Source organism: Lysobacter enzymogenes, from assembly GCF_023617245.1.
Taxonomy (GTDB): Bacteria; Pseudomonadota; Gammaproteobacteria; order Xanthomonadales; family Xanthomonadaceae; genus Lysobacter; species Lysobacter yananisis.
In genome coordinates this window covers 6,191,537-6,206,196 of record NZ_CP067396.1, presented here as the reverse complement: position 1 = coordinate 6,206,196, position 14,660 = coordinate 6,191,537, and the positions used below count along the sequence as shown (strand labels likewise).

Genomic DNA, 14,660 nt, shown 5'->3' with positions numbered 1-14,660 from the left:
CTGTAGCGTGTCTTCTTTATGCGTGATGCGGTCGGCCGCGGCGGCGGATCGGCCGGCGACGGACGAAAGCGGCCCAACGCACGATGCGGACATCGCGACGCAGGAAGCCGGGGGGGCGGTCAGACTACCACCGCGACCGGGTTCGGAACAGGACTAATCCACAGGTTCATGCACAGCCCGTGCACAGGCTGTCCCCTGCCGCTTTGGCGGCGCGCGTCGCGGATCGGCAATGCCAAGCGGAACAAAGGCTTGACCCTGACTTGGTTGCGCCGCTAGAATCGGCGGTCCACTTTCGTCGTTACCTTTGCGAGCCTGTCATGGCCACCAAGCGCACCTACCAGCCCAGCAACCTCAAGCGCAAGCGCGACCACGGTTTCCGTGCCCGCATGGCGACCGCCGACGGCCGCAAGATCCTCGCCCGTCGTCGCGCCAAGGGCCGCAAGCGCCTGACCGCCTAAGCGTCGCCGGCCGCTGCGTCGCGATCGTTCCCGGCTCCGGCCCGGATGATCCCGCACCGCGCGGCCGCCCGCCTGCAATGAATTCGTCCCGCTTCCCGCGCACCGCGCGGGTACGCGCGCGTTCCGATTTCGACCGCATCTTCAAGCATGGACGGCGCGTGGCGCTGCCCGTGCTTGCGCTGCATTTCCAGGCCGATGCGGACGTCCCGGCGCGGCTGGGACTGGCGGTCTCGCGCAAGGTCGATCCCAACGCGGTCGGCCGCAACCGCATCAAGCGTGTTTTCCGCGACGCCTTTCGCCACCTGCGCGCCGAACTGGCGCCGGGCGACTATGTGCTGGTCGCGCGTCCCGGCGCGTCCAAGCTGTCCGGCGAGGAACTCCGCGCCGCGTTCCACAGTCTGCTCAAGCGCGCCGGCGCCCGGAGCGCGCTCGCATTGCCCGAGACTGCGGCCCCCGGCACAATGCCGGCCGCTTCCCCTTCTCACCCCACGCCGGACCCCGGTCCCGGCTGAGCCCGCCTGCTGCCCATGAACCAGACCCGTGCTTTCCTGATCCTCGCCTGGCTGATGGTGGCGACCTTGCTGTGGATGGAGTGGGGCAAGGAGAAGTCGGCGCCGCCGGTCGCGCCGCCGAGCGCGGTCGCGCCGGCCAGCAGCGTGCCCAGCGTCGCCGGCCTGAGCGCCACGCCGGGCGTGCCCGCCGCGCCGACCGCCGCTCCGTCCGCGCCCGCCGCTTCGCCCGGCGTCGCTGCGGCCGCGCCGAGCGACGCGCCGGTGGTGGTCAGCACCGACGTGTTCAAGGTGATCCTCAACGGCGGCGAGATCAGCGAGGCCGACCTGCTGCGCTACCCGGTCGGCACCGAGCCCAACAGCCCGCCGATGCGGCTGCTGGCCCACGACTCGACGCTGTACTTCGTCGCCCAGAGCGGCTGGGTCAACCAGGCCAAGATCGCCCCGACCCACGATGCCGGCTTCCGCTACGCCGGCGATTCGCGCGAGCTCAAGCTCGGCGACGGCGCCAAGGACATCGCGGTGCCGTTCGTGTGGACCGGCGCCGACGGCGTCACCATCACCCGCACCTACACCTTCCGCCGCGGCGACTACGTCATCAAGGTCCGCGACGAGGTCGCCAACGCCAGCGCCGCGCCGTGGCAGGGCTACATCTACCGCCAGCTCAGCCGCGTGCCGCGCGAACTGGCGCGCAAGGGGCCCTTCAGCCCCGAGCAGTACAGCTTCCAGGGCGCGGCGTGGTACAGCCCGACCGACAAGTACGAGAAGCGCAAGTACGACAAGTTCGCCGCCGACGGCAACCTCAACAAGCAGGTCACCGGCGGCTGGATCGCGATGCTGCAGCATCACTTCTTCGCCGCCTGGATTCCGGGCGACAAGGACCAGGGCCAGTTCCAACTCGACCAGCTCAACGCCGGCGGCGCGCCGCAGTACGTCATCCGCGACGTCGGCCCGGGCTTCACCGTGGCGCCCGGCCAGAAGGTCAGCACCGAAGCGCGTCTGTGGGTCGGCCCGAAGCTGGTCAAGGCGATCGAAGCGCAGGGCGTGCAGGGCCTGGACCGCGCGGTCGACTTCAGCAGCTACTCGATCTTCGCCACCCTCGCCAACGGCCTGTTCTGGCTGCTCGACAAGCTGCACGGCCTGTTCGGCAACTGGGGCTGGGCGATCATCGGCTTGGTGGTGCTGCTGAAGCTGGCGCTGTATCCGCTGTCGGCGGCGCAGTACAAGTCGCAGGCGAAGATGCGCAAGTTCCAGCCGCGCGTCGCCCAGCTCAAGGAGCGCTACGGCGACGACAAGCAGAAGTTCCAGATGGCGCTGATGGAGCTGTACAAGAAGGAGAAGATCAACCCGGTCGGCGGCTGTCTGCCGGTGTTGCCGAGCATCATCATCTTCATGACGCTGTACTGGATGCTGGCCGAATCGGTCGAGCTGCGCCACGCGCCGTGGACGCTGTGGATCCACGACCTGACTTCGCGCGATCCGTTCTTCGTGCTGCCGCTGTTCAACATCGCGATCATGTGGGCGACGCAGAAGCTGACCCCGATGACCGGCATGGACCCGACCCAGCAGAAGATGATGCAGTTCATGCCGCTGGTGTTCGGCGTGATCCTGGCGTTCCTGCCGGCCGGCCTGGTGCTGTACCAAGTCGCCAACGGCGGCCTGGGCCTGCTGCAGCAGTGGATCACCACCAAGCGCTACGCCGAGGAGAACGCGGCCGGCGGCGCTGGCGGCAAGGATAAGGACAAGTAACCGTTCGGCCTGGCCGGATCGGTTCCGCGAAGCCCGCCGCAAGGCGGGCTTTTGCGTTCTTGGGGATAAGTCGCGGGCTGCGCCGCAAGGACGGCCAGCCTCGTGTGGGAGGAACTTCAGCCGCGACGCCTTTGTTCCAGATCGCCGCGACCTGAGCCGAAGGCGTCGGGGCTGAAGCCCCTCCCACAACAGCCCGCGCCGATACCCGAGTTATCCCCAACCCGGGCCAGCCACTATCATTCGCCCATGACCGCCCCCGCCTTCGCCCGCGACACCATCGCCGCCATCGCCACCGCGCCCGGCGCCGGCGGCGTCGGCATCGTGCGCCTGTCCGGCGCGAACGCGCGCGCGATCGCCGAAACCATGAGCGGCCGCGCGCTGCAGCCGCGCCACGCGCACTACGTGCGCTTCACCGACGCCGCCGGCGACACCCTCGACGACGGCATCGCGCTCTACTTCGCCGCGCCGGCCAGCTACACCGGCGAGGACGTGGCCGAATTGCAGGCGCACGGCGGCCCCGCCTTGCTGGAAGAACTGCTCGCGCGCGCCTGCGCGCTCGGCGCGCGCCGCGCGCGGCCGGGCGAGTTCAGCGAACGCGCTTTTCTCGAAGGCCGGCTCGATCTCGCCCAGGCCGAGGCCGTCGCCGACCTGATCGCCGCCGCCGACGCGCGCGCCGCCCGCGCCGCGCGTCGCGCGCTCGACGGCGAATTCTCGCGCCGGGTCGAAGCGCTCGCCGGCGATCTGCTGGCGGTGCGCGTGCACGTGGAAGCGGCGATCGACTTCGCCGACGAACCCATCGACACGCTCGGCGGCGGCGCGCTGCGCCAGCGCTTGGACGCGGCCGCCACCGCGCTGGACGAATTGCTCGCCGCGGCCGAACGCGGCCGGCGCCTGCGCGACGGCCTGCATGCGGTGATCGTCGGCCCGCCGAATGCCGGCAAGAGCTCGCTGTTGAACGCGCTGGCCGGCAGCGAACGCGCGATCGTCACCGACATCGCCGGCACCACCCGCGACCTGCTGCACGAAACCATCAAGCTCGACGGCGTCGAACTGACCCTGGTCGACACCGCCGGCCTGCGCGACGGCGGCGACGCGATCGAGCGCGAAGGCATGCGCCGCGCGCGCGGCGAACTCGACCGCGCCGACCTCGCCATCGTCGTACTCGACGCGCGCGACCCGCACGGCGGCCTGGCCGCGGTCGCCGACGCGATCGCGCCGGTGCCGGCGCGCTTGTTCGTCTACAACAAGATCGACCTGCTCGAATCGGACTACGACTCGCCGGGCCCGGCCGACGTCGGCGGCGAGGACCGCGTGTTCGTATCGGCGCAGACCGGCGCGGGACTCGACGCGCTGCACGCGCGTTTGCGCGCGCTGGCGCAGGGCGACGCGGGCGAAGCGATGGAAGGCGCGTTCACGGCGCGGGCGCGGCATGTCGACGCGCTGATACGCGCCGGTGCGGAATTGGACGAGGCGCGCGTGCAGTTGGACCACGAGATGCTCGATCTTGCCGCGGAGTCTTTACGGCAGGCGCACGAGGCGCTGGGCGAGATTACCGGGCGGGTGCGGGCGGACGATTTGCTGGGGCATATTTTTTCGAGCTTCTGTATCGGGAAGTGAGGTGGGCCCGCGCGTTGTTCGATAGCGGGCGTTGTGAGCGACCTGGCCGTAGGAGCGCTGCTAGCGGTGAAGCTATCGTTGCAGTGGCATCGTAGGCGTGGTGTCGCGGTCGCGACTTGCGTCGCTCCTACAGTCGCTGCGTTGAAGTCGCGCAGGGTTGTGGATAAACGAGCGTTACGATCCGAATTGCACGGTCGCGATGGTCTTGGCGACCTACCTGTAGGAGCGGCGCGAGCCGCGACCGCGTTGTTGCAGTGGCATCGTAGGCGCGGTGTCTCGGTCGCGACTTGCGTCGCTCCTACAGTCGCTGCGTTGAAGTCGCGCAGAGTTGTGGATAAACGAGCGTTACGATCCGAATTGCACGTTCGCGATGGTCTTGGCGACCTACCTGTAGGAGCGGCGCGAGCCGCGACCGCGTTGTTGCAGTGGCATCGTAGGCGCGGTGTCGCGGTCGCGACTCGCGTCGCTCCTACAGTCGCTGCGTTGTGACTACGCCGCGCGCGGGTAGTCCGTGTAGCCTTCGGCCCCACCGCCGAAGTACCGCGAACGATCGCCTTCGCTCGACGGCACGTCGTGCTGCAACCGATACGGCAAATCCGGATTGGCGATGAACGGCCGGCCGAAGCCGATCAGGTCGGCCCAGCCGCGCGCCAATGCGTCCTCGGCGCGCGCCTTGGTGTATTTGCCCGAGTAGATCAGCGTGCCGCGATAGATCATGCGCAAGGCCTCGCGGAACGCGTCGGGCATGCCGGGGGCGTCGTCCCAGTCGGCTTCGGCGATGTGCAGGTAGGCGATGCCGATGTCGTCGAGGAGTTTGGCGGCGGCCAGGTAGGTCGCTTGCGGGGTGTCGTCGACCGCGCCTTGCAGCGTGGTCAGCGGGGCCAGGCGCACGCCGACGCGGTCGGCGCCGATGGCGTCGCTCACCGCCTGGGCGACTTCGCGCAGGAAGCGCAGGCGGTTGGGCAGCGATCCGCCGTATTCGTCGTCGCGCGCGTTGGCTTGCGAGTCGATGAACTGGTTGATCAGGTAGCCGTTGGCGCCGTGCAGTTCGATGCCGTCGAAGCCGGCGGCGATGGCGTTGCGCGCGGCTTGGGCGTAGTCGGCGACGATGCCGGGAATCTCGTCCAGGCGCAGCGCGCGCGGCGCGGAGTGCTGGACCATTTCGCCGACGCCCGCTTCGGGGCCGCGGCCTTCGGGGTCGACGAACACCTTGACGCCTTGCGCGATCAACGCCGACGACGACACCGGCGCGGCGCCGCCTTCCTGCAGGGCGACGTGGGAGACGCGGCCGACATGCCAGAGCTGGGCGAAGATGCGGCCGCCCGCGGCGTGCACGGTGTCGGCGACGCGGCGCCAGCCGGCGACTTGTTCGGGCGTGTGGATGCCGGGCGTCCAGGCGTAGCCCTGGCCCTGGCGGCTGATCTGGGTGCCTTCGCTGACGATCAGGCCGGCGCCGGCGCGCTGGGCGTAGTACTGCGCCATCAGTTCGGTGGCGACTTCGCCGCGGCCGGCGCGCGAGCGGGTCATCGGCGGCATGACGATGCGGTTGGGAACGTCGAGGGCGCCGATGCGGTGCGGGGTGAACAACATGGGGAATCTCGCGGGAGTTGGGGACGATGTGGGGCGCGGCGTGCGCGCGGGGTAGGCGTCGCGGCGCCGATGCTGTGTTGCGTGGGCGAGGTTGCGGGGCGAACGTGCGCGATGGCGGTCGCGACTTGCGTCGCTCCTACGGGGAGATCGCGTAGCGGCTGCGGCTCGCGCAGGAGCGACGCGAGTCGCGACCGCGAACACTCAACGACCGCGCAACTGCCTCAATCCCACGCCGGCGCCAACCCCGCCGGATCGGTCAACCGCTCGCCGCGATCCAGCGCCGCGATGCGGCGCAGGTCCTCATCGTCCAGGCGCAACGACATCGCCAGCAGGTTGCCGGCGAGGTTCTCGCGCTTGGTCGACGACGGAATCACCGCATAGCCCGACTGCATCGCCCAGGCCAGCGCCACCTGCGCCGGCGTGGCGCGATGCTTGCCGGCGATATCCACAAGCGCTGGATCGTTCAACACCTTGCCGTAGGCCAGGGTCATGTACGAGGTCAGCCCGATCCCCGCCTCGCGCGCGAACTGCGCGAGCTTGCGGTTCTGCAGGTACGGATGCAGCTCGACCTGGTTGGTGGCGATCTCATCGCTGCCGACCGCGGCGATCGCGCGCTGCATCAGGTCGATGTTGAAGTTGGACACGCCGATCGCGCGGGTCAGGCCTTCGCGCTTGGCCTGCAGCAGCGCGGCCATGAATTCGTCCACGGCCACCGCGTCGTTCGGCGAGGGCCAGTGGATCAGGGTCAGGTCGACGTAGTCGCTGCGCAGCTTGGCCAGACTCTCGCGCAGGCTGGGGATAAGCCGCTCGCGCGCGAGGTTGTCGATCCAGATCTTGGTGGTGAGGTACACCTCGCCACGCGCCACGCCGCTGTCGGCGAGCGCTTGGCCGACCTGCGCTTCGTTGCCGTAGATCTGCGCGGTGTCGATGGCGCGGTAGCCCAGTTCCAGGCCGGTGCGGACGGAATCGACGACGGTCTGGCCCTGGAGGCGGAAGGTGCCGAGGCCGAAAGCGGGAACGCTCATGTGGATATCTCCGGAAAGAAAGCGGGGGAAAGATTCAGTGCGCGGCGACGGCGAGCCCGTCGGCGCGGTCGGCGACGCCGTCGCGGCGGTCGAGGCGGCCGCTCAGCGCGGTCAGGCCGAACGCGGCGAACACCACCAGCGCGGCGATCCACGGGGTGTGGGCGAGGCCGAGGTGGGCGACGACCTGTCCACCGGCCCAGGCGCCGCCGGCGACGCCGAGGTTGAACGCGGCGATGTTGAAACCGGCGGCGGTGTCGACCGCTTGCGGCGCGTAGCGCTGCGCCTGCTTGACCACGTACACCTGCAGGCCGGGCACGTTGCCGAACGCGACCGCGCCCCAGGCCAGCGCCGTGAGCACCACCAGCCACGGGCTGTGCGCGGTGAAGGTCAGCGCCAACAGCACCGCGGCGAGCAGCGCGAAGATGGTCTTGAGCGCCTTGACCGGGCCGTGGCGGTCGGCGAGGCGGCCGCCCCAGACGTTGCCGACCGCGACCGACACGCCATAGGCCAACAGCACCGCGCCGACCAGGTTCGGGCCGAGTCCGGCGATGTCCTGCAGGATCGGGGCGAGGAAGGTGAAGGCGATCAGCGAGCCGCCGTAGCCGACCGCGGTCATCGCGTAGACCAGCAGCAGGCGCGGCTGCAGCAGCAGCGCGGCCTGCTGGCGCAGCGGCGCCGGCGCGGCGTGGGCGATCCGCCGCGGCACGAACAGCGCGCTGCCGGCCAGCGCGATCAGGCCGAAGCCGGCGACGGCGAGGAAGGTCGAACGCCAGCCGAAGTGCTGGCCGAGGAAGGTGCCCAGCGGGATGCCGGTGACGAAGGCCACGGTCATGCCGCTGAACATGGTGGCGATGGCGCTGGCGGCCTTCTCCTTCGGCACCAGGCTGGTGGCGATGATCGAGCCGACCGAGAAGAACACGCCGTGGGCCAGGCCGGTCAGCACGCGCGCGACGACCAGGGTGGCGTAGCCGGGCGCCAGCCAGGCGACCACGTTGCCGACGGTGAACAAGGCCATCAGCCCGACCAGCAGCGCCTTGCGCGGCACCCGCCCGGTCAGCGCGGTCAGCAGCGGCGCGCCGAGCGCGACGGCCAGCGCGTACAGGCTGACCAGCAGGCCGGCCGAGGGCAGATCGACGCGCAGGTCGGCGGCGAGGGTCGGAATCAGGCCGACGATGACGAACTCGGTGGTGCCGATGGCGAAGGCGCCGAGGGTCAGGGCCAACAGGGCGAGGGGCATGGCGGGCATCCAGGGGCCGAAGGATTCGGCGGTTCGGGATGCGCAGTGTCGGCGGACGGCCTTTGCGGAAAAATACGGGTTCTATCGAATTACATTTGACTGAAAATCAAATATCACAGCAGCGCGGGCTGTGGATAAGAGCGGTACAAGATCCGCACAACCTCCGGGAAAACCAGGCTGCGCAAGGCGATAGAGGCAATTCGGTTTATCCACAACAGGCTTATCCACAGCGGGTCTGTCCACAGCTGGCCCATCCACAGCTGGCCCATCCACAGCCCGCGATGCCACCGCCGCGAACACCGGCGCGGTCCCGAAGCTGTGGATAAACCCCGCCTGTGGATAACGCTCAGCGATTGGCGCCGAACACCGCCAGCAGGACCAGCAGCGCGATCGCCGCGGCCGCCACGGCAAAAGCGATCTTGATCCAGCTGTACGGCCGCTCGCCGGCCAGCGCGCCGGTGTAGCCGTTGGCCAGCACCTGATAGCTGCGCGAGCCGTAGGTGTAGCTGACCAGCCACACCGGCACCAGCACGTGCTTGAAGGTGCGCCGGCTCAGGGTCGCGTCGACTTGCAGGTTGCGCTGGGTGTCGCCCGGCACTTCCGCCGAACAGGCGTCGCGGGTGCGCGCGCGCATCTGCGCCTCGCCGCGCTGGGCGGCCTGGCGCAGGTCCACCTGGTAACGCTCCACGGTCCAGCCGCGCACGAACTCGGGCGAGTACGGCTTGAGGTCGCTGGCGGTGGGGAAGTCGCCGATCTTCTGCAGCAGGTCCGCGTGCACGCCGACCGTGCCCGGCACCAGTTCGTCGTTGAAGAACAGCTGCAACGCGCCCGAGGCCGGTTCCCAGCGGATCTTCTGCACCTCGCGGGTCTTGCGCTGGCCGTTCTCGGTGTAGCTCTCGGTGACGTAGTAGTAATGACCGGCCTCGGCGCTCCAGCGCGCGGACACGTCGGCGTCGAAGGTCCAGTACGGCAGGTACACGCCCTTGAGCGTGTCGGTCAGCGCCGCGGTCTTGAGTCGGTTCGGCGCGAACCAGCGGCTGCCGTACCACTTGCGGATCGCGTCGCGCACCTGGCCGTCGCTGACCTTGAACGGCAGCAGGCTTTCCGGGGTGATCGCATCGCCGAGCGACTCGTGGTCGATGATCGAGGGCGAGCCGCAGAACTCGCAGCGGTCGGCGACCTTGCCGTCGACGAACACCGAGATCGCGTGGCAGCTCTGGCACTGCACCTCGCGCCGCTGCGCGCCGTAGCCGCGCTGCTCGGGCGGGGTCGCGGCCATGCTGCGCAGCAGGTCGAGCGCGTGTCCGTTTTGCGAGCCCTTGAGTTCGACGCCGCCGCCGTCCGCGCCGCTGGCCTTGACGCTCCAACTGCTGGCGTTGGCCGGCGCGCCGCCGGGCGTGCGCGCCAGCCGCTCGATGGTGGCGTGGATCGCGGCGAGGTCCGGGTCCTGCGCGCCGGACCCGGTCGCGGCCGGCGCGTTCGCGCCCGGCGACTCGGGCGGCAGCCGCGCCAGCGCCTGTTCCAGATCGTGCTCGACGATCTGCGCGCTGCCGTCGCCGGCGCCCTGCGGCGCCGGCGCCAGCGGCACCACGGTGCCGCAGTACGGACAGGCCAGCGCCTGCTTGGCCGCATTCCATTGCAGATCCCCGCCGCACTCCGGGCAGGGATGTTTTCCGACGGTGGCCTTGTCCATCAGCCGCGCAGGAATTCTTCGAGCGCGCTCTTGGCGATGCGGGTGGCGTTGCCGATCTTGCGCGCCTTGAGGTCGCCGGCGGCGATCGCCGCCATCACGTCCTCGACCGACACGCCGAGCGCGGCGGCGGCCTGTTCGGGCGTCAGCACTTCGAGCCCGGCGGCGGCGGGGGCGGCGTCGGCGGGCGCCGCGGCCTGCGCCGGCGCCGCGCCCGGCGCGCCCTGCATGCCGCGCATCATTTCCTGGGCGATGCCAAAGCCGACCGCCATCTGCGCCGGCACCGCGGCCGAGGCGTCGCCGCCCTGGCCCATCGCGCTGCCCATCTGGAACTTGACGTAGTCGTTGAGGTTGCCGACCGCGCTCATGCTCGAGCGCGCGTCGATGGCCTTCTCCACCTCCGGCGGCACCGACACGTTCTCCAGCACGAACGAGGTGATCTCGATGCCGTACTTGGAGGTCATCGCCGGGTTGATCACCGGCAGCAGCGCGTCGCCGAGTTCGCTGTAGCGCGAGGCCACGTCCAGCGCCGGCACCTTGGCGGTGGCCAGGGCCTCGGTGAACACGCTGACGATGCGCGAACGCATGGTGTCGGCGAATTCGTCGAGGCGGAAATTCTGGTCGGTGCCGGCCACTTCCCGGAGGAACTTCGGCGGATCGACGATGCGGAAGTCGTAGGTGCCGAACGCGCGCAGGCGGACCACGCCGAAGTCGGCGTCGCGCATCATCACCGGGTTGGCGGTGCCCCACTTGTTGCCGGTGAACAACCGGGTGTTGAGGAAGTAGACGTCGCACTTGAACGGCGAATCGAAGCCGTACTTCCAGCCCAGGATGGTCGACAGGACCGGGATGTTCTCGGTCTTGAGGGTGTGCTTGCCGGGACCGAACAGGTCGGCGTACTGGCCGGCGGCGACGAACTGGACCTGCTGCGACTCGCGCACGATCAGCTGGGCGCCGTTCTTGATCTCCTTGTCGTCGTCCGGATAGCGGTAGGAGAGGGTGTCGCGCGAGTCATCGGTCCACTCGATGATCTCCAGCAGTTCGCCCTTGATGAAACCCAGAATGCTCATGGTGCCGCTCCCGCTTCCTGCCAGTGGTGCGGCCGATTCTAAGACAGCCGGTTCGCGCGCCGCATGCCGGCGCGCAGGCCGGCGTGGAACCGCGGGCGGCGCGACGGCGTCGGCGGCCGGCGGCCCGGCCCACAGGCGGCCGGCGCCGCGCCGAGAGCGCCCGGTTGCGCGGCCGGGCCGGGCTCGATGCAGCGTCGGAGCACATCGATTCCACGCCCGCGCGCCGACCTGCCGCGCTGCGTCCATCCGTAACCGCACGGGGCACCGCCGCGACGGTGCCGGCAAGCGCGAGAACTGTGGCGCCGGTCGCGTGCGCCGCCGCGAACCGACACACCCGGTATCGGTGCGCCCCGCGATGGATGGCACACTCGGCCCCTGACGCCCATCGCGGGGGCCGCGGCAACCTGAATGCTTGACAAACGCGGCTCGCTGGCGCGTTCTATCCGGCGTGCGCCCGGCCCCGTATCGGACGGGGACTCGCGTACTTCAGGGGAGCTTTTATCGATGATCGCCAATAACGACCGGCACTACAGCCGGCTGTCCGCTGTGAAGCAGGTGTCCGCCGTGTTCGCGCTCGGATGCGCGCTGGCGGCCTGCGGTAAGAAGGAAGACGCCGCCCCGGCCGCGCCGGAGCAGGCCGCGCCGAACGCCGCCGCACCGGCGGCGAGCGCGAACAACGCCGTCTCGGCCAAGGTCTCGGCCCTGTCGGTGGAGCAACTGCGCGAAGCCGCGCGCAAGGCGTACGCGGAGAACCGCCTGTACGCACCGGTCGAAGACAATGCGGTGGAGTACTACCTGGCCCTGCGCGAGAAGGCGCCGGCCGATGCGGTGGCCTCCAGCGCGCTGACCGACCTGCTGCCGATGACGGTGATCGCCACCGAGCAAAGCATCGGCCGCGAGGATTTCAGCGAAGCCCAGCGCCTGTCGGCGCTGATCGAACGCGCCGACCCGCAGCACCCGGCCCTGGCCCGGCTCAAGGCCTCCATCGGCGCCGCCCAGCAGGCGGTGACCAAGCGCGCCGAACAGGAAAAGCTCACCGCCGAGGAGCAGGCGCGCAAGCAGGCCGAGCTGGAGAAGCAGCGCCTGGCCCAGCAGCAGCAACAGCAGCAACAGGCCGCGCAGCAGCTGGCCACGCAGCAGGCGGCCGAACGCCAGGCCGCGACCCAGCGCGCGGCCGAACAACGCGCCGCCGAACAGCGTGCGGCCGAGCGCGCCGCCGCGCCGGCCGCCGCGCCGGAACGTCCGGCCCCGGCGCCGGCCGCGCCGAGCGCACCGGCCGCCGCGCCGAGCGAACTGCGCGCGGTTTCGACCCCGGCCCCGCGCTACCCGCCCGACGCGTTGCGCGCGGGCACTTCCGGCGAGGTCCAGGTCGAGTTCACCGTCGGCACCGACGGCTCGGTCACCGCCGCGCGCGTGGTCCGCGCCAACCCGCCGCGGGTGTTCGACCGCGAAGCGGTCAACGCGGTGCGCAAGTGGCGCTTCCAGCCGGTCGCCGCGCCGGTCACCACGCGCCGCACGATCGGGTTCAATCCGGGCGGTTGATCGCGGCGGACGCGACCGAAACGAAAAAGCCCGGCTCGCGCCGGGCTTTTTCTTTCTTGCGGGAAGGCCTGCAGTTTTGTGGGAGGGCCTTCAGGCCCGACGCTTTTGTTTCAGGTCGCGGCGATCGGATCGAAGAGCGTCGGGCCTGAAGGCCCTCCCACAGGAAGCCTGCAGAGCGGGCCTGAGCAGGCCTGCACGGCAGACCTGCACGGCAGGCGCGCGCCGGATCAGCCCGAAATCGCCAGCCGCTCGTTGTGATAGCGCCGCACCGCCGCGATCCACAGCAGCGCCGCCAGGCCGAAGCCGCAGGCCAGGTACATCGCCCAGGTCTGGCCGCTGATGGCTTCGCCGCGGATCACCTTGAGCAGCAGCTGGTTCTGCGCCAGGAACGGGACCGCGAACTGCCACAGCTGGGTCTTGAGCGGATTGACCATCAGCACGAAGGTCGGCAGCAGCGGCAGCAGCATCAGCCAGGTCACGTGGCTCTGCGCTTCCTTCAGGCTCTTGGCCGCGGCCGACAGATACGTCAGCAGCGCGGTGCCGATGAACGACATCGGCAGCAGGATCAGCAGCATCTTGCCGATCGAGTACAGGCTGACGTCGAGCATGCGCCCGATCCCGCTGCTCATCTGCGCGCTGAGCTTGAACGCCAGCAGGGTCAGCAGCAGCGAGAACAATCCCAGCACGCAGGCCGCGGCGATCTTGCCGCTGACGATCGCCGAGCGCGGCGCCGGCGTGGCCAGCAACGGTTCCAGCGATTGCCGCTCGCGCTCGCCGGCGGTGGCGTCGATGATCAGGAACGCGCCGCCGGCGAAGGAGGTCATGATCAGCAGGTACGGCAGCAGCGCCGACAGCACCAGGCCGCGCTTGGCCTCGGCGGTGGCGACGTCGCGGTCGGCGACGTTGACCGGCTGGACCACGTTGGCCGAGATCCCGCGCGCCAGCAGCCGCAGCGCGCCGACCTGGCGGCTGTAGCCCTCCAGTGCCGCGTGCAGGCGCCGCGCCGGGATGTCGGCGTCGCGGCGGGTGCTGTCCTGGACGATCTCCACCAGCGCCGGCTGCCCGGCCTTCCAGTCCTTGGCGAAATCGGCCGCGACGATCAGGCCGACGTCGTGGTCCTGGTTGCGCACCGCCGCGTCCAGGTCCTTGGGCGCGGGCACCGCGACGATGTTCTGGGTGGCCAGGAACTTGACCAGGTTCGGCGCGTGCTCGGCGCCGCGCACCGGTACCTTGAGCGCGCTGTCGAGCTGGGTCCGCGCGCGGTTCTCGGCCAGCGAGCCCATGCCGAGCATCAGCAGCGGATACAGCAGCGGACCCATCAGCAGGGTGATGGCGAGGGTGCGGCGGTCGCGCGAGATGTCGCGCAGTTCCTTGCGCACGACCGACCAGAAAGCGGCGAAGGCGTGGGTGTTCATGCGTGCAGGCCCTCGTCGCTGCCGATCGCCTTGACGAAGGCGTCTTCCAGATTGTCCTCGCCGGTCTGGGCGCGCAGTTCGTCGGCGGTGCCGGCGGCGACGACCTGGCCCTTGGCGATGATCACGATGCGGTCGCACAGCGCGGCGACCTCTTGCATGATGTGGCTGGAGAAGATCACGCAGCGTCCTTCTTCGCGCAGTCCGCGCAGGAATCCGCGCATCGCGCGGGTGGTCATCACGTCCAGGCCGTTGGTGGGTTCGTCCAGGATCACGTTGCGCGGGTCGTGCACCAGCGCGCGGGCGATCGCGGTCTTGGTGCGCTGGCCTTGCGAGAAGCCCTCGGTCTGGCGGTCGAGGATGTCGCCCATGTCCAGCGCCCTGGCCAACGCCAGCGTGCGCTGTTCGATCTGGGCGCGGCCCAGGCCGTGCAGTTCGCCGAAGTAGGCGATGTTCTCGCGCGCGGTCAGGCGCTTGTACACCCCGCGCGCGTCGGGCAGCACGCCGAGCGCGCGGCGCACCGCGGCCGGGTCCTGGGCCGCGTCGACGCCGTCCACGCGCACCTCGCCGCGGTCGGGCCGCATCAGCGTGTAGAGCATGCGCAAGGTGGTGGTCTTGCCGGCGCCGTTGGGCCCGAGCAAGCCGGTGATCTGGCCGTCGCGCGCTTCGAAGTCGACGCCTTGCACCGCGGCGACGGTGCCGGTCTTGGTCTTGAAGGATTTATGCAGGTCGTGGGCGATGATCATGTCTGTGTCCGGGAA

Annotated in this window: 14 protein-coding genes and 1 pseudogene; 6 read left to right on the top strand and 9 right to left on the bottom strand. The window is 70.1% G+C overall.

The window, feature by feature from the left end; translation table 11 throughout:
• Positions 1 to 317 precede the first annotated feature (317 nt).
• The 3 genes from rpmH to yidC all read left to right on the top strand — a co-directional run bounded on the left by rpmH (position 318) and on the right by yidC (position 2,716).
• Positions 318 to 458, top strand: a complete 141-nt coding sequence (gene rpmH / locus JHW41_RS25915) for a 50S ribosomal protein L34 (RefSeq protein WP_027083663.1) — start codon at positions 318 to 320, stop codon at positions 456 to 458.
• 77 nt (positions 459 to 535) lie between these two features.
• Entirely contained in the window at positions 536 to 970 is a 435-nt protein-coding gene (gene rnpA / locus JHW41_RS25910; protein ID WP_057949734.1) for a ribonuclease P protein component, read from the top strand.
• A 15-nt stretch (positions 971 to 985) separates the two neighbouring features.
• On the top strand, positions 986 to 2,716 hold the full coding sequence (gene yidC, locus JHW41_RS25905; RefSeq protein ID WP_250448507.1) for a membrane protein insertase YidC: 1,731 nt from the start codon (positions 986 to 988) through the stop codon (positions 2,714 to 2,716).
• Here the strand turns inward: yidC and JHW41_RS27785 are convergent.
• Positions 2,649 to 2,903, bottom strand: coding sequence for a DUF6053 domain-containing protein (locus JHW41_RS27785; protein ID WP_428995435.1), 255 nt, complete (start codon positions 2,901 to 2,903; stop codon positions 2,649 to 2,651). The two genes, yidC and JHW41_RS27785, sit on opposite strands and share 68 nt — an antisense overlap.
• Before the next feature lie 59 nt (positions 2,904 to 2,962).
• Here JHW41_RS27785 and mnmE point away from each other — a divergent pair, with 59 nt between their 5' ends.
• On the top strand, positions 2,963 to 4,333 hold the full coding sequence (gene mnmE, locus JHW41_RS25900) for a tRNA uridine-5-carboxymethylaminomethyl(34) synthesis GTPase MnmE (protein ID WP_250448505.1): 1,371 nt from the start codon (positions 2,963 to 2,965) through the stop codon (positions 4,331 to 4,333).
• Between the two features lie 489 nt (positions 4,334 to 4,822).
• On the opposite strand, the gene JHW41_RS25895 is transcribed toward mnmE, so the two are convergent.
• The 5 genes from JHW41_RS25895 to JHW41_RS25875 all read right to left on the bottom strand — a co-directional run bounded on the left by JHW41_RS25895 (position 4,823) and on the right by JHW41_RS25875 (position 10,945).
• The gene (locus JHW41_RS25895; protein WP_250448503.1) at positions 4,823 to 5,923 is read right to left on the bottom strand and encodes an alkene reductase; all 1,101 of its coding nucleotides are present in this window, start codon (positions 5,921 to 5,923) and stop codon (positions 4,823 to 4,825) included.
• A gap of 221 nt (positions 5,924 to 6,144) precedes the next feature.
• A complete protein-coding gene (gene dkgB, locus JHW41_RS25890; protein WP_250448501.1) occupies positions 6,145 to 6,948 on the bottom strand; it encodes a 2,5-didehydrogluconate reductase DkgB in 804 nt (267 codons plus the stop codon).
• A 34-nt stretch (positions 6,949 to 6,982) separates the two neighbouring features.
• A complete protein-coding gene (locus tag JHW41_RS25885) occupies positions 6,983 to 8,185 on the bottom strand; it encodes an MFS transporter (protein ID WP_250448499.1) in 1,203 nt (400 codons plus the stop codon).
• 346 nt (positions 8,186 to 8,531) lie between these two features.
• The gene (locus JHW41_RS25880) at positions 8,532 to 9,878 is read right to left on the bottom strand and encodes a zinc ribbon domain-containing protein (protein ID WP_250448497.1); all 1,347 of its coding nucleotides are present in this window, start codon (positions 9,876 to 9,878) and stop codon (positions 8,532 to 8,534) included.
• The gene (locus tag JHW41_RS25875) at positions 9,878 to 10,945 is read right to left on the bottom strand and encodes an SPFH and helix-turn-helix domain-containing protein (RefSeq protein WP_250448495.1); all 1,068 of its coding nucleotides are present in this window, start codon (positions 10,943 to 10,945) and stop codon (positions 9,878 to 9,880) included. Before JHW41_RS25875 ends, JHW41_RS25880 begins: the two co-directional genes overlap by 1 nt.
• Positions 10,946 to 11,449: 504 nt before the next feature.
• Here JHW41_RS25875 and JHW41_RS25870 point away from each other — a divergent pair.
• Positions 11,450 to 12,487 (top strand): energy transducer TonB, encoded by a 1,038-nt coding sequence (locus JHW41_RS25870; protein ID WP_250448493.1) that lies wholly within the window; start codon positions 11,450 to 11,452, stop codon positions 12,485 to 12,487.
• A gap of 78 nt (positions 12,488 to 12,565) precedes the next feature.
• A pseudogene (locus JHW41_RS27780) lies at positions 12,566 to 12,613 on the top strand (DUF6053 domain-containing protein); the annotation flags it as partial.
• Here the strand turns inward: JHW41_RS27780 and JHW41_RS27775 are convergent.
• The 3 genes from JHW41_RS27775 to JHW41_RS25860 all read right to left on the bottom strand — a co-directional run bounded on the left by JHW41_RS27775 (position 12,598) and on the right by JHW41_RS25860 (position 14,645).
• On the bottom strand, positions 12,598 to 12,648 hold the full coding sequence (locus tag JHW41_RS27775; RefSeq protein ID WP_428995603.1) for a DUF6053 domain-containing protein: 51 nt from the start codon (positions 12,646 to 12,648) through the stop codon (positions 12,598 to 12,600). The pseudogene JHW41_RS27780 and the gene JHW41_RS27775 overlap by 16 nt on opposite strands.
• A gap of 66 nt (positions 12,649 to 12,714) precedes the next feature.
• The gene (locus tag JHW41_RS25865; RefSeq protein WP_057949743.1) at positions 12,715 to 13,902 is read right to left on the bottom strand and encodes an ABC transporter permease; all 1,188 of its coding nucleotides are present in this window, start codon (positions 13,900 to 13,902) and stop codon (positions 12,715 to 12,717) included.
• Entirely contained in the window at positions 13,899 to 14,645 is a 747-nt protein-coding gene (locus JHW41_RS25860) for an ATP-binding cassette domain-containing protein (RefSeq protein ID WP_250448492.1), read from the bottom strand. The genes JHW41_RS25865 and JHW41_RS25860 overlap by 4 nt, the downstream gene beginning before the upstream one ends.
• Positions 14,646 to 14,660: the final 15 nt, after the last annotated feature.